The organism is Streptomyces lavendulae subsp. lavendulae (genome assembly GCF_002803845.1).
In the GTDB taxonomy this organism is placed as follows: Bacteria; Actinomycetota; Actinomycetes; order Streptomycetales; family Streptomycetaceae; genus Streptomyces; species Streptomyces lavendulae.
This window is the reverse complement of the sequence record NZ_CP024985.1, coordinates 6,992,490-7,012,008: the sequence shown is the minus strand read 5'-3', so window position 1 is coordinate 7,012,008 and position 19,519 is coordinate 6,992,490. Positions and strand designations below refer to the sequence as shown.

Genomic DNA, 19,519 nt, shown 5'->3' with positions numbered 1-19,519 from the left:
GGTGCGGCGCACCGGCGTGCCCGCCCGCGCCGCCCGTGTCCTGCCGGTGTAATGAGCCCCGGCAGGACGGAGTCCGATGCACGAGATGTCGATCGCCATGGCCGTCGTGGGCCAGGTGGAAGAGGCGGCGCGGGCGGGTGCGGCGAGCGCCGTGCGCCGTGTGGAGCTCCAGGTCGGGGAGTTGGCCGGGGTGGTGCCGGACTCCCTGGCCTTCTGTTTCGAACTGGCCTGTGCCGGAACGGTCCTCGAAGGCGCCGAACTCGTCACGCGGTCCGTGACGGCCAGCGCCCGCTGCGCGGACTGCGCCGGCGCGTGGGCGGTGGGCATGCCGCCCGACCTGTGCTGCCCCGTCTGCGGACGGGCCACGGAGGTCGAGCTGCTCACCGGGCGCGAACTGCGCATCCTCAACGTGACCTGGGAGGACGCCCCGGCCGCGGACTCCTGCCGCGAACCGATCTCCGAGGAGGCCTGAACCATGTGCCGAGTGGTCGACCTGCAGCAGGCGGTGCTCGCCAAGAACGACGGGGCGGCGCGCGCCCTGCGCGCCGAGCTCGCCTCCCGGGGGACGACGGTCGTCAACCTCCTCTCCAGCCCCGGCAGCGGGAAGACGGCGCTGCTGGAGCGGGAGCTGTCGCTGGCCCGGGAGCGGGGCGTGCCGGTGGCGGCCCTGACGGCCGATCTCGCCACCGAGAACGACGCGCGGCGCCTGGCCCGTTCGGGCGTACCCGTCAAGCAGGTGCTCACGGACGGGCTCTGCCACCTGGAGGCCCCGATGCTGGGGCGCCACCTGGACGGGTGGCTGCCCGAGGGGACGCGGCTGCTGTTCGTCGAGAACGTGGGCAACCTGGTCTGCCCGGCCTCGTACGACCTCGGGGAGGCGCTGCGGGTGGTGCTCGCGTCGGTGACCGAGGGCGAGGACAAGCCGCTGAAGTACCCGACGGCCTTCGGGCTGGCCCAGCTGGTGGTGGTCACCAAGACCGACATCGCCGAGGCCGTCGAGTTCGACGAGGCGGCCTTCCGCGCGAACGTCCAGCGGGTCAACCCGGGGGTGGAGGTGCTGCTCACCTCGGTCCGCGCGGACCAGGGGGTGGGCCTCCTGCTGGACCGGGCCCTGGCGGTCGGGTCGGGGACGCGTGCGCACGCCCCCGTGATGGCCCACCAGCGGCACGAGGGCGACCACCACGGCCACGGCCACGGACACGAGCACGGGCCGGGCCACACCCACGACCACGACCACGACCACGACCACGACGATCACGATCACCACGGCCAGGATCACGGGCCCGGCCACGGCCGGCCCGACCCCGCCGTGGCCCAGACCCGCTGATGGAGTCCCCGGAACGCCGGCGGGTCACCGTACGGGGCGTGGTGCAGGGCGTCGGCTTCCGGCCCTACGTCTACACCCGCGCCACCGGCCTCGGCCTCGCCGGGCACGTCACCAACACCCCGGAGGGCGTGGTCGCCGAGGTGGAGGGCTCCGCCGCCGCCGTCTCGGAGTTCTGCGCACGCCTCGCGGCGGACGCCCCGCCGCTGGCCGTGGTGGACACCGTCGACCACCGGCCGGTCCCCCTCCGGGGCGGCGCCGGCTTCACCATCGTCGCCTCCCGGTCCGGCGGCCCGGCCCGGACGCTGGTCTCCCCCGACGTCGCCACCTGCGCGGACTGCCTCGCCGAGCTCGCGGACCCGGCCGACCGCCGCCACCGCCACCCCTTCATCACCTGCACGCACTGCGGGCCGCGCTTCACCATCGTCACCGGGCTGCCCTACGACCGGGCCCACACCACGATGGCCCGCTTCCCGATGTGCGCCGACTGCGCCCGCGAGTACGCCGACCCGGCCGACCGCCGCTTCCACGCGCAGCCCGTGGCCTGCCCGGCCTGCGGGCCGCGGCTGCGGCTGCTGACCGGCCGCCCGCCCGGCGGGGAGGCCTGCGCCGATCCCGTCGCGGAGGCCCGGGCGCTGCTGGCCTCGGGGGCGGTCCTGGCCGTCAAGGGGCTCGGCGGGTACCACCTGGCCTGCGACGCCACCCTGCCCGGGGCCGTCGCCGAACTGCGCCGCCGCAAGGACCGCGGGGACAAGCCCTTCGCGCTGATGGCCCGGGACCTCACCGACGTCGAGGCCCTCGCCCGCCTCGGCCCCGAGGAGCGGGAGCTGCTCACCGGCGGGGTGCGGCCCATCGTGCTGCTGCGCCGCCGCCCCGACGGCCCCCCGCTGCCGGGGGTCGCCCCCGGCAGCCCCGACCTGGGCGTGATGCTGCCGTACACCCCCCTGCACCACCTGCTGCTCGGCCTGGACGGGGATCCGCAGGGCCCGCGCCTGCTGGTGATGACCAGCGGGAACCTCTCGGGCGAGCCCATCGTCACCGACGACGCCGAGGCACTGGAGCGGCTCTCCGGACTCGCCGACGCCTGGCTGACGCACGACCGGCCGATCCACGTGCCCTGCGACGACTCCGTCGTCCGGGTCTGCGACGGCGAGCCCCTGGTCCTGCGCCGCTCGCGCGGATACGCGCCGCTGCCCCTGACCCTGCCGCTGCCGGTCCCCGCCACCCTCGCCGTGGGCGGCGACCTCAAGAACGCCTTCTGCCTCGGCGAGGGACGCCGGGCCTGGCTGTCGGCCCACACCGGCGACATGGACGACCTGGCCACCCGGTACGCCTTCGAGCGGGCGGAGCGGCAGCTGGAGTCCCTCACCGGCGTCACCCCGGTGCTCCTCGCCGCCGACCTGCACCCCGGCTACCGTTCCGGCCGCTGGGCCCGCGAGCGGGCGGGAGACCGCCCGCGGGCCGGCGTACAGCACCACCACGCGCACGTCGCCTCCGCGCTCGCCGAACACGGCCTCGACGGCTCCCGGCGGGTGATCGGCGTCGCCTTCGACGGCACCGGGTACGGGGACGACGGCGCCGTCTGGGGCGGGGAGGTCCTCCTCGCCGACTACGCCGGCTACACGCGCTTCGCGCACCTGGCCTACGTACCGCTGCCCGGCGGCGACGCGGCCGTGCACCGGCCCTACCGGATGGCCCTGTCCCACCTGCGGGCCGCCGGGCTGGACCGGGCACCGGACCTGCCCTGCACCGCAGCCTGCCCGCCCACCGAACTGCGGGTGCTGGAAACCCAGTTGGAGCGCGGGCTGAACTGCGTCCCCACCTCCAGCATGGGCCGGCTCTTCGACGCCGTCTCCTCCCTGGCGGGCGTCTGCCAGCACGCCGGGTACGAGGCGCAGGCCGCCATCGAGCTGGAGGGCGCCGCGTTCGGGGCGCCCGCCGCCGGTCCCGGCTACACCTTCGCCGTACGGGTGCCCGCGGCCGGCCCGGTCGTCGCCGATCCGGCGCCCGTACTGGCGGGCGTGGTGGCCGACGTACGGGCGGGGACCGGCCGGCCGGTCATCGCCGCCCGCTTCCACGCCGGCGTCGCGGACCTCGTCGGCACGCTCTGCGGACTCGCCCGCGAGCGGCACGGCCTGGACACGGTCGCCCTCACCGGCGGGGTCTTCGCCAACACCCTGCTCTCCTCCGCCTGCGCCCGCCTGCTGCGCGAACGGGGGTTCACCGTCCTGCGGCACCGCACGGTGCCGCCGGGCGACGGCGGGCTGGCGCTCGGCCAGCTCATGGTCGCGGCGGCCGGACACGTCTCGGAACACCCACATCGAGGAGGAGCCCATGTGCCTGGCGGTACCCGGCAAAGTGCTTGAGATCGGGGAGAGGGACGGCACGCGCATGGCGACCGTCGACTTCGGAGGCGTCCACAAGGAGGTGTGCCTGGAGTACCTGCCCGACCTGCGGGTCGGCGAGTACGCCATCGTCCACGTGGGCTTCGCCCTCCAGCGGCTGGACGAGGAATCGGCCCTCCAGACCCTGGAACTGTTCGCTCAGCTCGGCATGCTCCAGGAGGAGTTCGGCGACCCCTGGGAGCAGGCGGCCCAGGCCGGCGACGGCGACTGGCCCTTCGCCGACGACCCGGCGGCACCCGCCGCTCGGGCCGCCACAACCCACGGGACCGAGGTCCGGCAGGAGGAAGCACCGCGGTGAAGTACCTCGACGAGTTCCAGGACCCGGCACTGGCCCGCCGGCTCCTCGACGAGATCCGCTCCACGGTGACCCGGCCCTGGGCGCTGATGGAGGTCTGCGGCGGCCAGACCCACACCATCATCCGGCACGGCATCGACCAGCTCCTGCCCGATCAGGTCGAGTTGATCCACGGGCCCGGCTGTCCGGTGTGCGTCACTCCGCTGGAGGTCATCGACAAGGCGCTGGAGATCGCCTCCCGCCCCGAGGTGATCTTCTGTTCCTTCGGGGACATGCTCCGCGTCCCCGGCACCGGCCGCGACCTGTTCCGGGTGCGCGGCGAGGGCGGTGACGTACGGGTCGTCTACTCGCCGCTGGACGCCCTGCGGATCGCGCGGGAGAACCCGGGGCGGGAGGTGGTCTTCTTCGGCATCGGCTTCGAGACCACCGCCCCGCCCAACGCCATGACCGTGTACCAGGCGCGCAGGCTCGGCATCCGCAACTTCAGCCTGCTGGTCTCCCACGTGCGGGTGCCCCCCGCGATCGAGGCGATCATGCGGTCGCCGAGCTGCCGGGTGCAGGGCTTCCTGGCCGCCGGGCACGTGTGCAGCGTGATGGGGACGGGCGAGTACCCGGAGCTGGCGGCCCGTCACCGGGTGCCGATCGTGGTCACCGGCTTCGAGCCGCTGGACATCCTCGAAGGCGTGCGCAGGACCGTGCTGCAGCTGGAGCGCGGCGAGCACACCGTCGACAACGCCTACGCGCGGGCCGTGCGCCCGGAGGGCAACCCGGCCGCGCTCGCCATGCTGGAGGACGTCTTCGAGGTCACCGACCGGGCCTGGCGGGGCATCGGGGTCATCCCGCGCAGCGGCTGGCGGCTGTCGCCGCGCTACCGGGAGTTCGACGCCGAACACCGCTTCTCGGTCACCGGCATCACCACCCGGGAGCCGGCCGAGTGCCGCAGCGGGGAGGTGCTCCAGGGGCTGCTGAAGCCGCACGAGTGCGAGGCCTTCGGCGGTCCGTGCACCCCGCGCAACCCGCTGGGCGCCACCATGGTGTCCAGTGAGGGCGCCTGCGCGGCGTACTACCTCTACCGCCGCCTCGACCTGCCCGCCGCCGTACCGCGGGCGGCCTCCGGCGCCGAGCCGGACCCGGCTCCGGACCCGGTGCCCGACCCCGCGCCGCAGGCCGTGCCGGCCGCCGCTTCGACGACCTCGCTGGAGGCGAGCCCCGTTGCCTGAGACCGCACCGTCCGAGGCCGTCCTCGACGTCACCGGCTGGACCTGTCCCGCCCCCCTGCGCGACCACCCCCGGGTGGTGATGGGCCACGGCGGGGGCGGCGCGCTCTCCGCCGAACTGGTCCAGCACCTGTTCGCCCCCGCCTTCGGCGGTGAGGCACTGGCCCAGCTCGGGGACTCGGCGGCCGTCTCGCTGGGTGGCGTACGCCTGGCCTTCTCCACCGACTCCTACGTCGTGCGGCCGCTGTTCTTCCCCGGCGGGAGCATCGGGGACCTGGCGGTCAACGGCACGGTCAACGACCTGGCCATGAGCGGAGCCCGCGCGGCCTACCTGTCCTGCGGGTTCATCCTGGAGGAGGGCGTCGAGATGTCCGTGGTGGCGCGCGTGGCCGAGGCCATGGGGGCCGCCGCCCGGACCGCGGGCGTGGAGATCGCGACCGGGGACACCAAGGTCGTCGAGGCGGGCCACGGGGACGGGATCTACGTCAACACGGCCGGGATCGGGCTGATCCCGCAGGGGGTGGACCTGCGCCCGCAGCGGGTGGTCCCCGGCGACGTGGTGATCGTCAGCGGCGAGATCGGCCTCCACGGCGTGGCGATCATGAGCGTCCGCGAGGGACTGGAGTTCGGCGTCGACATCGAGAGCGACTGCGCGGCCCTGGGCGGGCTCGTGCAGAGCATGCTCGCGGTCACCCCGGACCTGCACGTCCTGCGCGACCCCACCCGGGGCGGGCTGGCGGCCTCCCTCAACGAGATCGCCGCCGCCTCCGGCACCGGGGTCGTCCTGCACGAGGGCCGCGTCCCGGTCCCGGAGGCCGTCGCGAACGCCTGCGCGATCCTCGGACTCGACCCGCTCTACGTGGCCAACGAGGGCAAGCTCGTCGCCTTCGTGCCCCGCGAGCACGCCGACGCCGTCCTCGACGCCCTGCGCGCCCACCCCCTGGGCCGGCATGCGGCGGTGATCGGCGAGGTCGTCGCCGATCACCCGGGCATGGTCGTGGCGCGGACCGGACTCGGCGGCACCCGGGTGGTCGACCTGCCGGTCGGGGAGCAGCTGCCGCGGATCTGCTGAGGGACCCGGCACCCCGGGTGCACCGCCGGTGCACCTCCGCGAGGCCCGCCGACCTGTCCACGGCGGCGGGCTCGCGGCCGGCGTTTCGACACGGCGGCAGGGCCGCGCGGCGCCCGGCTCCAGCATGATCGGTGGCCTCGGAGGAGGATCCCTCCGCCCGCTCACCCGCCCCCGATCACAGGAGCCGCACCGCCATGTCCGACATCACCGTCCGCGCCGCCCGTCCCGGGGACTTCGACCAGTGGCGCGCCCTCTACCGCGGCTACGCCGACTTCTACCGCGTGGAGCAGACCGAGGAGGCGGCCACGACGGTGTGGGCGTGGGTGAACGACCCCGGGCACGAGGTCGGCGCGCTGGTCGCCGAGGACGCGTCGGGCCGCCTCCTCGGGCTGGCCCACTACCGTCCCTTCGCCCGGCCGCTGTCCGCGACGGTGGGCTGCTTCCTGGACGACCTGTTCGTGGCCCCGGAACACCGGGGTTCGGGCGCCGCCGACCTGCTGCTGGGGGCGCTGCGCGAGCTGGCCGGGGAGCGCGGGTGGAGCGTGGTGCGCTGGATCACCGCCGACGACAACCACCGGGCGCGCGCGAAGTACGACCAGGTGGCGACGCGCACCATGTGGGTCACCTACGACATGGCCCCCGGTCGCTGACCCGCCCCCGCGGTCAGCCCTCCCCGGCCGCCTCGTCGCAGGTGGGGCAGACCCGGTCGGCGTACCGCGGCGGGTACCAGGGGGCGTCCGGGTGTTCGGCGGGCCGCCAGGGGGCCGTCTCCATCGCGAAGGTGTCCCTGCCGCACAGGGTCCTCGGCCCCCGTACGGAGGTCCGGCCCGGGGCCGCGGGCGCCGCGTGCACCCGCAGCGGCGGCCGCTCGCCCTCGGAGGGGGAGTGTGCGGCGGGGTACTCGTACACCACGACCGTCTCGCTCATACCTCGACGATAGGCGGGGACGGGCGGCCCGGCACCCGCCGGGGAGGGCCCGGGTTCCCCCGGGGGCGGCCGCACCCGCTTGAGAGCCGGTCGCGCCGGGGCGGGAAATCCGACGGCCCATCAGGTCATCCGTCCCGGACCCTTGACTCCTACCGCGCCACTCGCGATTCTCGACGCACCGTTTGTGCGGGGCATGACAATTCATGCCCGGATTCGACCGCGCCCCACCGCCGACCGAAGACACGAGTGATGACCTTGACCCCTCACCCTCGCTCCCCACGCCCGCCGCGGCCCCGCCGCAGGCACCGGCCCCTCGCACTCCTGTCGCTGCTCCTCGCCGCCGTACTGGCCATGGTGCTGGGGCCCGTGCCCAGTTCCTCCGCCGACGCCGGCTGGTGGACCCCGACCGCACGCCCTCAGCCCGACTCCGACATCAACGTCACCGGCGAGCCCTTCAAGGGCACCGACGACAAGGGACGGGTCCGCGGCTTCGTCGACGCCCACGACCACATCATGTCCAACGAGGGCTTCGGCGGCCGCCTGATCTGCGGCAAGGCCTTCTCCGACCTCGGGGTCGCCGACGCGCTCAAGGACTGTCCCGAGCACTACCCCGACGGCTCCCTCGCGGTGTTCGACATGATCACCAAGGGCGGTGACGGCAAGCACGACCCCGTCGGCTGGCCCACCTTCAAGGACTGGCCCGCCCACGACTCGCTCACCCACCAGCAGAACTACTACGCCTGGATCGAACGTGCCTGGCGCGGCGGCGAGCGCGTCCTCGTCAACGACCTCGTCACCAACGGCGTGATCTGCTCGGTCTACTTCTTCAAGGACCGCGGCTGCGACGAGATGACCGCCATCCGCCTGGAGGCGCAGAAGACGTACGACATGCAGGCCTACATCGACAAGATGTACGGCGGTCCCGGAAAGGGCTGGTTCCGGATCGTCACCGACTCCGCGCAGGCCCGTGAGGTGATCAAGCAGGGCAAGCTGGCCGTCGTCCTCGGCGTGGAGACCTCCGAGCCCTTCGGCTGCAAGCAGATCCTGGACGTCGCCCAGTGCAGCAAGGCGGACATCGACCGCGGCCTGGACGAGCTCTACGGGCTCGGCGTGCGCAGCATGTTCCTGTGCCACAAGTTCGACAACGCCCTGTGCGGCGTCCGCTTCGACGAGGGCGCGCTCGGCACGGCGATCAACGTGGGCCAGTTCCTGTCCACCGGCACCTTCTGGAAGACCGAGCAGTGCACCGGCCCCCAGCACGACAACCCCATCGGCCTCGCACCGGCTCCGCAGGCCCAGAAGGAACTCCCGGCGGGCGTCACGGTGCCCTCCTACGCCGCGGGCGCGCAGTGCAACGCGCGCGGGCTGACCGACCTCGGCGCCTACGCGGTGCGCGGCATGATGAAGCGCAACATGATGCTGGAGATCGACCACATGGGCGTCAAGGCCGCGGGTCAGGCCTTCGACATCATGGAGTCCGAGTCCTACCCCGGTGTGATCTCCTCGCACAGCTGGATGGACCTGGGCTGGACCGAGCGGCTGTACAAGCTCGGCGGGTTCGCCGCCCAGTACATGAACGGCTCCGAGGGCTTCACCGCCGAGGCGGCCCGGACCAAGGCCCTGCGCGACAAGTACGACGTGGGCTACGGGTACGGCACCGACATGAACGGGGTCGGCGGCTGGCCGGGTCCCCGCGGCGCGAACACCCCCAACCCGGTCCGCTACCCCTTCCGCACCGCCGACGGCGGTTCGGTGGTCGACCGGCAGACCACCGGCTCGCGGACCTGGGACCTCAACACCGACGGGGCCGCGCACTACGGCATGGTCCCCGACTGGATCGAGGACATCAAGCAGGTCGGCGGCCAGGGCGTGGTCGACGACCTGATGCGGGGCGCCGAGTCCTACCTGCACACCTGGGGGGCCACCGAGAGCCACCGGGCCGAGGTCAACCTCGCCTCCCGGACCCCGGCCTCGGCCAGCACCACCGAGTGGTGGAACCCCTTCGTCGACTACTCGCCGGGCAAGGCCGTCGACGGGGACACCGGCACCCGCTGGGCCAGTGAGTGGAACGACGACCAGTGGGTGCAGTTCGACCTCGGGTCGGCGCACACGATCCGGCGCGTCACCCTCGACTGGGAGGCCGCGTACGCGAAGTCGTACCGCATCGAGGTCTCGTCCGACGGCAGCAACTGGCAGACGGCCTGGTCCACGACGACCGGCGACGGCGGGGTGGACACCGCCCGGTTCGCCGCCACCCCGGCCCGCTACGTGCGCGTCCACGGCGTGCAGCGCGGCACCCAGTGGGGCTACTCCCTCCACGAGGTGGGCGTCTACGGCGGCTGACGCCCGGCGGGGCCGGACGGCCGGGACCTCCCGGCCGTCCGGCCCCGCCGCGTTCCCCCACCCGCAACCCGGAACCACTACCGCACCTGCACCTGCACCTGCACCTGCACCTGCACCTGCACCTGCACCGAAAGGATCCCCATGGCCCGGATGCCCTCGGCCGAGCGGCGGCGCCAGCTGACCGAAGCGGCGATCCGCGCGATGACCCGCGACGGCGTCGCCCGGACCACGACCCGCTCCATCGCCGCCGAGGCGGGGGTGTCCCTGAGCGTCTTCCACTACTGCTTCGCGTCCAAGCAGGCCCTCCTCGAATCCGTCATCGAGGCGATCACCGCCCACTACATCACCGTGGTGCGGGAGGCGATCCGCCCGAGGCCCACCCTGCGCGAGACGGTCCGGGCCGGCTTCCAGGCGTACTGGGACCACGTCTGCGAGCGGCCCGGCGAGCACATGCTGACCTACGAGCTCACCCAGTACGCCCTGCGCCGGCCCGGGTTCGAGCACCTGGCGCGCCGCCAGTACGAGCTGTACTGCGAGACGTACGCGGAGCTCCTCGGGCAGCTGGGCCGCGACATGCGGCTCGAACCGCGCGTGCCGGTCGCCGTGCTGGCCCGCTACCTGGCCGCCATGACCGACGGCATGACCCTGAACGCCCTCGTCCTCGGGGACGCCAGGGCCACGGCCGACCTCCTCGACCTGGTCACCGACCACGTCGTCGGCCTGATGGAACCGGCGGACGCGCGGCCGGGCGGCGCCGACGGCCCGCTCAGTGCGGATCCGCTGCCCGCCACACGGTGGTGATGTTGCAGAACTCCCGGATGCCGTGCCCGGACAGCTCCCGCCCGTACCCGGAGCGCTTGACCCCGCCGAAGGGCAGCGCGGGGTGGGAGGCGGTCATGCCGTTGACGAAGACACCGCCGGCCTCCAGGTCGCGGGCGAAGCGTTCGAGCTCGGCCTCGTCGCGGGTCCAGACGTTGGAACTCAGGCCGAAGGGCGTGTGGTTGGCCCGTTCGACCGCCTCGTCGAGGCTGCCCACCCGGTACAGGGTGGCCACGGGGCCGAAGGTCTCCTCCAGGTCGATCCGCATGCCCGGGGTGACGTCGGCCAGGACCGTGGGCTCGTAGAACCAGCCGTCCGGCAGGGCGGGCGGGCGCCGGCCACCGCACAGCACCGCGGCCCCGTGCCGGACGGCGTCCTCCACGAGCTCCTCCACGTCCGCGCGCCCGGCCTCGGTGGCCAGCGGGCCGACGTCGGTGGACGCGAGCATCGGGTCGCCGACGGTCAGGGCGGCCATGCCCTCGGTGAAGAGCCGGGCGAACTCGTCGTAGACGTCGGTGTGGACGATGAACCGCTTGGCGGCGATGCAGGACTGGCCGTTGTTCTGCACCCGGGCGGTCACGGCGGTGCGGGCCGCGCGGGCCACGTCGGCCGAGGGCATCACGATGTAGGGGTCGCTGCCGCCGAGTTCCAGGACGGTCTTCTTCACCTCGTCCCCGGCGACGGAGGCGACCGCGCGGCCGGCCGGTTCGCTGCCGGTCAGCGTGGCGGCGGCCACCCGCGGGTCGCGCAGGACCGCCTCGACCGCGGCCGAGCCGATCAGCAGGGTCTGGAAGCAGCCGCGCGGGAAACCGGCCCGTTCGAAGAGGTCCCCGAGGTACAGGGCCGTCTGGGGGACGTTCGAGGAGTGTTTCAGCAGACCGACGTTGCCTGCCATCAGGGCGGGCGCGGCGAACCGCACGACCTGCCAGAGCGGGAAGTTCCAGGGCATCACGGCGAGGACGACGCCGATCGGCCGGTAGCTCACCCGGACGGCCGCGGCTCCCGCGTCGGCCACGTCGGCGTCGGCGGGCCGCTCGTCGGCGAGGAGGGACTCGGCGCGGTCGGCGTACCAGCGCATCGCCTTCACGCACTTCAGGGCCTCGGCGCGGGCCGCGGCGAGGGGCTTGCCCATCTCGACGGTCATGGTGCTGGCGATGTCCTCCGCCTCGGCCTCCAGGAGGTCGGCGGCGCGGAGGAGCAGCGCGGAGCGTTCGGCGAAGGTGGTGAGGCGGTAGGAGGCGGCGGTCCGCGCGGCCTCCGCCAGGGCGAGCTCGATGCCGTCGGCGTCGAGCTCGTCGAAGGTCAGCAGCGTGGTGCCGGTGGTGGGGTTGACGGTGGCGATGGGCATGGTCCGGCCTTCCTGCGAGGGAACCCCCACCGACCCTCCCCCGCCGGCCGCCGCCGCGCAACGCGTGGACCGGCCGGCCGGCTCGGGCCGCGGGACTCAGCAGGGGCCGCAGCGGGCAGGGCCGCCAGGGCGCCCACCGTCACAGGGATCCGTCCCGCTGGGCGGCGGCCCGCCGGGAGCGGAGCAGTTCGACCGCCAGGGGCAGCAGCGAGACGGCCACGATCACGGCGATGATCGGCAGCAGGTAGCGGTCGACGTTCGGGATGGAGGAGCCGAGGCCGTACCCGGCGAGCACCAGGCCCACCGTCCAGACCAGGCCGCCCGCGACCTGCCAGAGGGTGAAGACCCGGACCGGCACCTCCAGGGCTCCGGCCAGCGGGTTGAGGACGGTGCGCACCACGGGGACGAAGCGGGCCAGCACGATGGCCTTGGCGTGCCCGTAGCGCTCCAGCAGTTCCCCGGCGCGCTCGGCGCCCTCGTGCAGGCGCCGGGAGCGGCTGCGGTCCAGCAGGGAGGCTCCGGCGCGGCGGCCGATCAGGTAGCCGCACTGGGCGCCGGCGAGCGCGCCGGCCGCGGCGGCGGCCAGGACCGCGGGCAGGGACAGCGACGGGCCCTGCCCGGAGGCGCCCGCGCAGAGCAGTCCGGCGGTGAACAGCAGCGAGTCGCCGGGCAGGAAGAACCCGATCAGCAGACCGGTTTCGGCGAACATCACCACCGCGATGCCGAGGACGCCGAAGGTCGACAGCAGGGACTGGGCGTCGAGGAGGTTCACCGCGAGCGGGGCTGCGGCGAGGGCTGGCAGGGCCATGGCGGTCGGCCTCTCACTGGCTGTCCGTCGCCGCGCGGCGGGGCGCGGCCGGGCAGGGGGCGGCCCGGGTGGGGAGCACCCGGCGACTACCATCACGTAGACGGTCTACCGCACTGTAGACGATCGCGGTCGGGGACGGCGACCGCCCCGGCGGACAGCACGATGGACAGCAGCACCGCGGCCGTCCGGATGCGGCCGGGGTCCACACCCAGACCGGTGACTCCGGACACCCCGTCACAGCCCGGTCAGAACCTTCTCCGTGGGACCGGACGCGGAGAGCCTGCCCGCCTCCAGCAGGTGCGCGGTCCGCGTGTAGGCGGCGACCAGGTGCGGCTCGTGGCTGACCAGCACCACGGTCATCCGCCGTTCGGTGCGCAGGCGGCGCAGCAGCTCCATGACCGCGACGGAGGTGTCCGGGTCCAGGGCCGAGGTGATCTCGTCGCACAGCAGCACGTCCGGGGCGGTGGCCAGGGCGCGGGCGAGGGAGACGCGCTGGCGCTGCCCGCCGGACAGCTCGGCCGGGTAGCGGCCCGCGAACCCGGCGGGCAGCTCCACCTGTTCGAGCAGCCGGGCGACCTCGGCCGCGCTACGCGGACCCCGCAGGCCCCCGTGCAGCCGCAGGGGCCGCGCCAGGGCGGAGCCCACCGTACGGGCCGGGTTCAGCGCGTCCAGCGGGTTCTGCGGGACCAGCTGCACCCTGCGGCGGTGCTCCCGGGTGCGCCGGCGGGCCGTGGCGGCGAGCGGGACGCCGTCCAGGGTGAGCGTGCCGGAGTCGGCGGGGTGGAGCCCGGCCAGTACCCGCAGCAGGGTGGTCTTGCCGGAGCCGGAGGGGCCGACGACGGCGGTGGCCGTGCCGGGTTCCGCGTCGAAGTCCACCGAGTCCAGGGCCCGGTGGCGCCCGGCCCGGTGCGCGAAGGCCACGCCGACCCCTCGGGCGCGGAGCCCGCTCCCGGACCCGGCGGGCCCCGGTGCGGCGGGCGGGCCGGGCGGCCGGGGCACCGAGGGGGACTCCGGCACCGGTACGGGCGGACCCGGGAGCCGGACCACCCGGTCGGCGCAGGCCTCGACCAGTTCGGGGTCGTGGCAGGCCATCACGACGGTCAGCCCGCGGGCGGCGGCCAGGTGCCGCAGCAGCACGCCGATCTCGTCGCGCAGGGCGGGGTCCAGCCCGGCGGTGGGCTCGTCCAGCAGCAGCAGCTCCGGCTCGCGGGCCAGCGCCCTGGCCAGGGCCACGCGCCGTTGCTGGCCGCCGGAGACGGCGGTGGGCCGGCGATCGGGCAGGCCGTCGTCGACCGGGAGCAGGCATTCGCGCAGCAGGGCGAGGACGGCGGCCGCGCCCGGGTCGGTGGCGGTCTCCGCGACGATCCTGCGGATCCGCATGCGGGGGTTGAGGGCGGAGCCGGGGTCCTGGCCGACGTAGGCGACCCGGTTGCGGCGCAGCAGGCGGAGCTCCTCGGCGCCCAGGGAGCCTGGCTCGGTGCCCAGGACCTCCAGGGTTCCCGCGGTGACGGCGGCGCCCTCGGGGAGGTGGCCGGTCAGCGCGCGCAGCAGGGTGGTCTTCCCGGATCCGGAGGGGCCGGTCAGGGCGGTGATCCGGCCCGCGGGGACGGTCAGGGAGACCGGCCGCAGCAGGACCGGGCCGCCGGGGACGCGGATCTCCAGGCCGCGTACCTCGGCGACGGGGGCGTCGGACGCGTCAGGGCTCTGGTCGAGGTCGCTCACGGGGTGGTGACCGCCTTGCGGGAGGGACGGATGGAGTGGGAAGGACGGGAGGAGAGGGAGGCGGAGGCGAGGTTGAAGCTGATGGCCAGGACGGCGATGGCCAGGCTGGGGGCGAGGACGGCCCAGGGGTTGAGCAGGATGCCGGGCGCGTTCTCACGGACCATCAGGGCCCAGTCCGCGGCGGGCGGCTGCGGGCCGATCTGGAGGAACCCGGCCATCGAGATCACGTACACGGCCTCCACGAACCGCAGGCCGAACAGGGCGAGCACGGTGGAGCGCAGGTTGGGCAGCAGCTCGCGAAGGGCGATGGAGGAGAGCCGCTCGCCCCGGGCGGTGGCGGCCTCCACGTAGCCGGCGCGGGCCAGGGGCGCCGCGGCGGAGGCGACGATGCGCACGGCGTACGGGGTGCCGAGGACCACGGCGGCCGCCATGACGGCCCACCGGCCGCCGCCCGGCCAGGCCAGGGCGACGAGCATGATGCCGAGGACCGGCGGGAGCAGGATGAGGACGTCGGCGGCGCGTTCCACGGCGCGGCCGAGCGTGGGGTGCAGCACCGCGAAGCAGCCCAGCACGGTGGCGAGCAGGGTCACGGCGACGGCGATCAGGAGGGCGCCGCCGATCAGGGCGCCGCCCCCGTGGAGCAGACGGCTCAGTACGTCGCGCCCGAGCTGGTCGCCGCCCAGGACGGCTCCGTCCCCGGCGGCGGCGTAGGGGGCCGTGACCGGGGTGTCGAGGGGGTGCGCGGCGAGCCAGGGGCCGGTGAGGGCCAGCAGCACCAGGAGCAGGCCCGGCGCGATCCGGCGCAGGGTCCGGACTCGGGACCCGGCGGCCGGGCGCCCGGCCGGACCGGCCGACACCTCGGCGGGGGCGTCGGCGGGGGTGCCGGCAGGCACGTCGGCCGCGCTCACGGGTGGTCTCCCAGGATGCCGTCCCGCAGCAGGTCGGCGGCCAGCAGGACGAGGCTGATGGCGGCGCCCGCGCAGGCGACGACGCCCGCGATGAGCGGGGTGTCGCGGCCGCTGACCGCCGAGGCGAGGACACTGCCGATGCCGGGGTAGTTGAAGAGGGTCTCGACCACGACGGCGCCGCCGAGCAGCATGCCGGTGGAGGTGGCGATGCCGGTGGCGATCGCGGGGACGGCGCCGGGCAGCGCGTGGCGCAGGACGATCCGGCGCGCGGGCAGCCCGTCGAGGTGGGCCGCCTCCACGTGCGGGGTGCGGGCCTGGTCGGCGAGGGCTCCGCGGACGATCCGGGTGTTCCAGCCGGTCTGCGGGATCACCAGGGCCAGGACCGGCATCACCAGCATGGTCCAGGAGTCGGGCGCGCCGTCGGGGCCGGTGAGGGTGACGGCGGGCAGCAGGCCGCTCCACAGGGCGAGGACCAGGAGCAGCCCGACGGAGACGACGAACTCGGGTACGGCGAAGGCCGCCGTGGCGGTGTGCGAGACGATCCGGTCGGCGAGCCGGCCGGGGCGGCAGGCGGCCCAGCAGCCCAGGGCGAGCGAGGCGAGGACGGTGAGGAGGAAGGCGGTGCCGCCGAGCAGCAGGGTGTTGGGGAGCGGATCGGCGAGGAGGTCGGTGACCTTCTGGCCGCGCGCGCCGGTGCCGAGGTCCCCGGTGGGCAGGGCGGTCATCCAGTCGGCGAAGCGCTCCCAGACCGGGCGGTCGAGGCCGAGCAGGTGCCGGCGGGCCTCGACGTCGGCGGCGCTGTCCCCGCGCTCGGAGCTCGCGCTCGCCGCGTCCCCGGGCAGCAGCTCGACCGCGGCGAACACCAGGGCCAGCAGGAGGACCAGCATGAGGGCCCGGCGGGCCACGGCGGCCGCGAGGCGCCGCAGGGGGCGGACGCGGCGCGCCGCGGCGGCCGCCCCCGTCGCGGCGGGGGCGGCCGGCGCGGGCTCCCGGGCCGTGCGGCTCAGGCCAGCCACGCGTGCTCCAGTTGGACGCGGCCGTAACCGGGCAGCGTGGGCAGGCCCCTGACCTTGGCGACGGCGAGGTCGATGCCGTCGGCCATGCCCCACAGGAGGTAGCCGGAGCGCTCGTGCTCGATCTGCTGGAGCTCCTTGAGGGCGGCGGCCCGCTCCTTCTCGTCGGCGGTGGCGGTGGCCTTGCGGTAGGCGGCGTCGAAGGCGGGGTCGTTCCAGCCGGCCTCGTTCTGCCCGGCCTCGGAGACCATGGTCTTGGAGGCGAAGAAGACCACGGAGTCGTTGGTGCCCCAGTAGGTCGTGTAGAGGTCGCCGGTCTTCCAGGTCTTGTCCCAGAAGGCTCCGGACTCCTGCTTGACGACCTCGACCTTGATCCCGGCCTCACGGGCCTGGTTGGCGAAGAGGGTCGCGGACTCGGCGAGTCCGGAGACGTCCTCGGTCGTGACGAGGGAGTAGGTCCTCGACAGGTCGAAATTGGCCTCGGCGAGGAGCTTCCGGGCCTTCTCCAGGTCCCGCTCGCGCTGCGGGACATCCTTGGCGTAGGCGGGGTCGCCGGTGCCCATGATGTCGTTGGCGACCGTGCCGTAGCCGGAGAGGACCTGCTTGACCATGGCGTCGCGGTCGACGACCAGGCGCATCGCCTCGCGCACGCGCGGGTCGGCGAAGGGGCTGCCGGCGGCGGTGCGCATGACGATCGGCATCGCCATGTCGTCGGGGCGGCGCAGGACCTGGATGTCCTTGCGGGTCGCGGCCGTGCGGGCGGCGACGGCGCCGGCGTTGGAGGCCACGTCGATCTGGCCGGCCAGCAGGGCGTTGGCCATGGCCTGTGGGGTCTCGAACATGGTGACCTCGATGGCGTCGAGGCGCACGGTCCCGCCGTACCACTTGTCGTTGCGGACCAGGCGGGCGTTGCCGCCCCGGTACCAGTCGAGCATGAACGGGCCGGTGCCGGGGGCCTTGTCGAGGGCGTTGTCCGGGGTGTCCTTCTTCATCACGAAGGTGGCCAGGCGCGTCAGGAGCGGGAAGTCGGCGTTGGCGTAGTCGGAGACGATGACGACCGTGCCCGCGCCGTCGGCCGTGATGCTCTCGGGCGCCTTGACCCCGGGCAGGCGGGCCGCGCCGGAGGGGGTGGCGCGCAGCCGGCGCAGCGACCAGACGACGTCCTCGGCGGTGACCGGGGTGCCGTCGTGGAAGGCGGCGCCCTCGGCGAGCTTGAAGCGCCAGGTCCTCAGGTCGGCGGAGGGCTCCCAGGAGGCGGCCAGGCGGGGCACCGTGTTGGTCTTGGCGCCCGGCATGGCGAGGGTGTCGAAGACGAGGGCGATGACGAGGTAGTCGCTCTCGTTGGCCTGGGTGCCGTGGGGGTCGCGGGTGATGGCTCCGGCGCGGCCGAGCGCGCCGATACGGAGCGTGCCGCCGTTCTTGGGCGCGCCGTCCCCGCCGGCCTTCCCGTCGGTGGTGCCGCCGTCCCCCGAGGAGCAGGCGGCGAGCAGGGCCGCCGCACCCATCGCCCCGCCGGCCCACAGCACTTGACGCCTGTTGATGTCCACGTACGCCCTCGTTCCGCTGAAGCAATGAGGTGGGTGCTTAGGTTTGCCTACCCTAATAACAACCACCCCCGCAAGTTACCGAACGTGATGGGACGCATGTCCGAATACCGACCCCAGTCGACCGGCGAACAGGGTCTGCCCTACCTCACAGGCCCTGTGCCTGCTGCGGATCACCATCGCGCGTCGGCCCACCCCGCACCGGCCACCTGCTGAGACCGGCATCCCCCCGGCCCCCTCCCGGCCGCACAATGGGAGCAGGGGACCGGGCCGGACGGACACGGCGGGAGGCGCGCAGTCAGTGGACGAGCGGGAACAGGACCCGGCGGGCGACCGCGGGCAATGGGCGGCGACGGTGCTGGCGGGCCTGGGCGCGGCCGAGGACGTCGACCGCGCGCTCACCACGGCGCTCGACCCGCACCCTGACCTGGGCGCCGAGAACAGCGTCCGCCGGGCCCGCGCCGTCCACGCGGCGGCCCTGGGCCTGGGGCCCGCCGGGTGCGCGGCCGCGGCCGGGATCCCTGAGCCGATGCTGGCCGGCTGGCGCGCCCAGGACCCGGCCTTCGACGCGGCGCTCGCCTCGGCCTCCGCCCTGGCCGAGGCGCACCGGGTCGCGCCGCCCGGCAAGGTCGGCGGTTTCGGCCTGCGCCTGCTGCTCCAGTCCGTGGCCAAGGGGGTGCACGCCGGGACCGCCGCGGCGATCGTCGGCCTGCGCTCCGACCAGCTGCTGCGGCTGCGGCGGGCCAACCCGCAGGTCTCGGCGCTCCTCGACGCGGCCGTCCAGCAGGCCCGGGGCCTGCGCGGGAACGACCGCCGGCCCCGGCGCGGCCACGCCTACCGGCTGGTGCACGTCAGCGACGCCGTGCCCCCGGAGGAGACGGCGCAGCGCTGAGGGGACGGCCCGGCGTCAGGGACGGCCCGGCGTCAGGGACGGCGGCGCGGCTTGCCGCGCTTGGGGGCGGCGGATCCGCCACGGGGGTTCTTGCCGGACGTCTTCCCGGTCGGCTTGCCCGCCGCGCCGCCCGGCTTCCCGCCGGTCCGGCCCGTGCCCTGCTTGCCCGCGCCCGAGGACTTGCCCGCGCCCGACTTGGCCGCACCGGCCTTGCGCTGCTTGGGCTGGGGCGGCGTCGGCGGACGGCCGCGGGTGCTGTTCACGGTGCGTCCCCGGACGATGCCGATGAACTCCTCCACCAGATCGGTGGTCCGCTCCTCGGGCCAGGACAGCGCGATGCGCGACTCGGGGGCGTCGGTGACCGTCCGGTAGGTGAGGTCCTTGCGGTGGTGCAGCCGGGCGAGGGACTGCGGGACGACGAGGACGCCGATGCCCGCGGCCACCAGCTCGATCGCGTCCGCCGTCGTGGCCGGGCGTTCGAAGGCGGGACGGCCCGGGAGGGTCTCCCAGCCGAGGACGTCGTCGAGGGGGTGCAGCACGATCTCGTCGGCCAGGTCGGCGGTCGACACCTCTTCCACGGCGGCCACCAGGTGGTCCTTAGGGATCACCACCACGGTCGTCTCCGTGTAGAGGGGGATCGCGCTGAGGTCCGCCCGGTCCACGGGCAGCCGGACGAAGCCCGCGTCGGCGCCGCTGCCGCGCAGCGTGTCGAACGCCTCGGCGGCGGACACGCCCACGAGGGTCAGCGGGACGTCGGGCAGCCGCTCGTTCCAGATCCGCACCCACTTCGTGGGCGTCACTCCCGGGACATAGGCGAGCCGGAACGAAGGGGGTACATCCGAGCCTGTCACTCCGCCAGGTTACCGGTCGTGGTCGGAGGTG

At 74.6% G+C, this 19,519-nt stretch carries 18 protein-coding genes; 10 read left to right on the top strand and 8 right to left on the bottom strand.

Going from position 1 to position 19,519, the window contains the following annotated elements; translation table 11 throughout:
- Nucleotides 1–76 precede the first annotated feature (76 nt).
- The 7 genes from SLAV_RS31440 (at nt 77) to SLAV_RS31410 (ending at nt 6,963) form a co-directional block, all read left to right on the top strand.
- Complete coding sequence (locus SLAV_RS31440; RefSeq protein ID WP_100661056.1) at nt 77–472, top strand: hydrogenase maturation nickel metallochaperone HypA/HybF; 396 nt, start codon at nt 77–79, stop codon at nt 470–472.
- Nucleotides 473–475: 3 nt separating this feature from the next.
- Nucleotides 476–1,327, top strand: coding sequence for a hydrogenase nickel incorporation protein HypB (hypB, locus tag SLAV_RS31435; protein WP_100661055.1), 852 nt, complete (start codon nt 476–478; stop codon nt 1,325–1,327).
- The gene (hypF, locus tag SLAV_RS31430; protein ID WP_100661054.1) at nt 1,327–3,690 is read left to right on the top strand and encodes a carbamoyltransferase HypF; all 2,364 of its coding nucleotides are present in this window, start codon (nt 1,327–1,329) and stop codon (nt 3,688–3,690) included. The genes hypB and hypF overlap by 1 nt, the downstream gene beginning before the upstream one ends.
- Nucleotides 3,659–4,027 (top strand): HypC/HybG/HupF family hydrogenase formation chaperone, encoded by a 369-nt coding sequence (locus SLAV_RS31425; RefSeq protein WP_100661053.1) that lies wholly within the window; start codon nt 3,659–3,661, stop codon nt 4,025–4,027. The genes hypF and SLAV_RS31425 overlap by 32 nt, the downstream gene beginning before the upstream one ends.
- Entirely contained in the window at nt 4,024–5,244 is a 1,221-nt protein-coding gene (hypD, locus tag SLAV_RS31420; RefSeq protein WP_100661052.1) for a hydrogenase formation protein HypD, read from the top strand. Before SLAV_RS31425 ends, hypD begins: the two co-directional genes overlap by 4 nt.
- Before the next feature lie 79 nt (nt 5,245–5,323).
- Complete coding sequence (gene hypE, locus SLAV_RS31415; protein WP_100661329.1) at nt 5,324–6,313, top strand: hydrogenase expression/formation protein HypE; 990 nt, start codon at nt 5,324–5,326, stop codon at nt 6,311–6,313.
- Nucleotides 6,314–6,507: 194 nt separating this feature from the next.
- On the top strand, nt 6,508–6,963 hold the full coding sequence (locus SLAV_RS31410) for a GNAT family N-acetyltransferase (RefSeq protein ID WP_100661051.1): 456 nt from the start codon (nt 6,508–6,510) through the stop codon (nt 6,961–6,963).
- Nucleotides 6,964–6,976: 13 nt separating this feature from the next.
- Here the strand turns inward: SLAV_RS31410 and SLAV_RS31405 are convergent, their stop codons facing one another.
- Complete coding sequence (locus SLAV_RS31405) at nt 6,977–7,240, bottom strand: hypothetical protein (RefSeq protein ID WP_100661050.1); 264 nt, start codon at nt 7,238–7,240, stop codon at nt 6,977–6,979.
- 351 nt (nt 7,241–7,591) lie between these two features.
- Between SLAV_RS31405 and SLAV_RS31400 the strand changes: the two genes are divergently transcribed.
- Nucleotides 7,592–9,583 carry a galactose-binding domain-containing protein gene (locus SLAV_RS31400; protein ID WP_244225294.1) on the top strand — a complete coding sequence of 664 codons (1,992 nt, stop codon included), beginning with the start codon at nt 7,592–7,594 and terminating at the stop codon, nt 9,581–9,583.
- Nucleotides 9,584–9,724: 141 nt separating this feature from the next.
- Nucleotides 9,725–10,384, top strand: coding sequence for a TetR/AcrR family transcriptional regulator (locus SLAV_RS31395; RefSeq protein ID WP_100661048.1), 660 nt, complete (start codon nt 9,725–9,727; stop codon nt 10,382–10,384).
- Here the strand turns inward: SLAV_RS31395 and SLAV_RS31390 are convergent.
- From SLAV_RS31390 to SLAV_RS31365, 6 genes are all read right to left on the bottom strand, one after another.
- Nucleotides 10,350–11,750: an NADP-dependent succinic semialdehyde dehydrogenase gene (locus SLAV_RS31390; protein WP_100661047.1), complete on the bottom strand. Its 1,401-nt coding sequence runs from the start codon at nt 11,748–11,750 to the stop codon at nt 10,350–10,352. The genes SLAV_RS31395 and SLAV_RS31390 overlap by 35 nt on opposite strands.
- A 139-nt stretch (nt 11,751–11,889) precedes the next feature.
- Complete coding sequence (locus SLAV_RS31385) at nt 11,890–12,558, bottom strand: DedA family protein (protein WP_100661046.1); 669 nt, start codon at nt 12,556–12,558, stop codon at nt 11,890–11,892.
- Nucleotides 12,559–12,792: 234 nt separating this feature from the next.
- Nucleotides 12,793–14,280: an ABC transporter ATP-binding protein gene (locus tag SLAV_RS31380; protein WP_167456809.1), complete on the bottom strand. Its 1,488-nt coding sequence runs from the start codon at nt 14,278–14,280 to the stop codon at nt 12,793–12,795.
- Nucleotides 14,277–15,188, bottom strand: a complete 912-nt coding sequence (locus SLAV_RS31375; RefSeq protein ID WP_391387565.1) for an ABC transporter permease — start codon at nt 15,186–15,188, stop codon at nt 14,277–14,279. The genes SLAV_RS31380 and SLAV_RS31375 overlap by 4 nt, the downstream gene beginning before the upstream one ends.
- Nucleotides 15,185–16,204, bottom strand: a complete 1,020-nt coding sequence (locus SLAV_RS31370; protein WP_244225248.1) for an ABC transporter permease — start codon at nt 16,202–16,204, stop codon at nt 15,185–15,187. The genes SLAV_RS31375 and SLAV_RS31370 overlap by 4 nt, the downstream gene beginning before the upstream one ends.
- On the bottom strand, nt 16,192–17,748 hold the full coding sequence (locus SLAV_RS31365; protein WP_100661044.1) for an ABC transporter substrate-binding protein: 1,557 nt from the start codon (nt 17,746–17,748) through the stop codon (nt 16,192–16,194). The genes SLAV_RS31370 and SLAV_RS31365 overlap by 13 nt, the downstream gene beginning before the upstream one ends.
- A gap of 298 nt (nt 17,749–18,046) precedes the next feature.
- Between SLAV_RS31365 and SLAV_RS31360 the strand changes: the two genes are divergently transcribed.
- Complete coding sequence (locus SLAV_RS31360) at nt 18,047–18,637, top strand: hypothetical protein (RefSeq protein ID WP_100661043.1); 591 nt, start codon at nt 18,047–18,049, stop codon at nt 18,635–18,637.
- 32 nt (nt 18,638–18,669) lie between these two features.
- Here SLAV_RS31360 and SLAV_RS31355 read toward each other — a convergent pair whose 3' ends face one another.
- Complete coding sequence (locus SLAV_RS31355; RefSeq protein ID WP_100661042.1) at nt 18,670–19,488, bottom strand: LysR family substrate-binding domain-containing protein; 819 nt, start codon at nt 19,486–19,488, stop codon at nt 18,670–18,672.
- Between the last annotated feature and the right edge of the window lie 31 nt (nt 19,489–19,519).

Coding starts and splice junctions, on each gene's coding strand:
- SLAV_RS31390 (WP_100661047.1), bottom strand. CDS start 11,750: ATGCCCATCGCCACCGTCAACCCCACCACCGGCACCACGCTGCTGACC.
- SLAV_RS31405 (WP_100661050.1), bottom strand. CDS start 7,240: ATGAGCGAGACGGTCGTGGTGTACGAGTACCCCGCCGCACACTCCCCC.
- SLAV_RS31400 (WP_244225294.1), top strand. CDS start 7,592: ATGGTGCTGGGGCCCGTGCCCAGTTCCTCCGCCGACGCCGGCTGGTGG.
- SLAV_RS31395 (WP_100661048.1), top strand. CDS start 9,725: ATGGCCCGGATGCCCTCGGCCGAGCGGCGGCGCCAGCTGACCGAAGCG.
- SLAV_RS31440 (WP_100661056.1), top strand. CDS start 77: ATGCACGAGATGTCGATCGCCATGGCCGTCGTGGGCCAGGTGGAAGAG.
- hypE (WP_100661329.1), top strand. CDS start 5,324: ATGGGCCACGGCGGGGGCGGCGCGCTCTCCGCCGAACTGGTCCAGCAC.
- SLAV_RS31385 (WP_100661046.1), bottom strand. CDS start 12,558: ATGGCCCTGCCAGCCCTCGCCGCAGCCCCGCTCGCGGTGAACCTCCTC.
- hypF (WP_100661054.1), top strand. CDS start 1,327: ATGGAGTCCCCGGAACGCCGGCGGGTCACCGTACGGGGCGTGGTGCAG.
- SLAV_RS31410 (WP_100661051.1), top strand. CDS start 6,508: ATGTCCGACATCACCGTCCGCGCCGCCCGTCCCGGGGACTTCGACCAG.
- hypB (WP_100661055.1), top strand. CDS start 476: ATGTGCCGAGTGGTCGACCTGCAGCAGGCGGTGCTCGCCAAGAACGAC.
- SLAV_RS31425 (WP_100661053.1), top strand. CDS start 3,659: ATGTGCCTGGCGGTACCCGGCAAAGTGCTTGAGATCGGGGAGAGGGAC.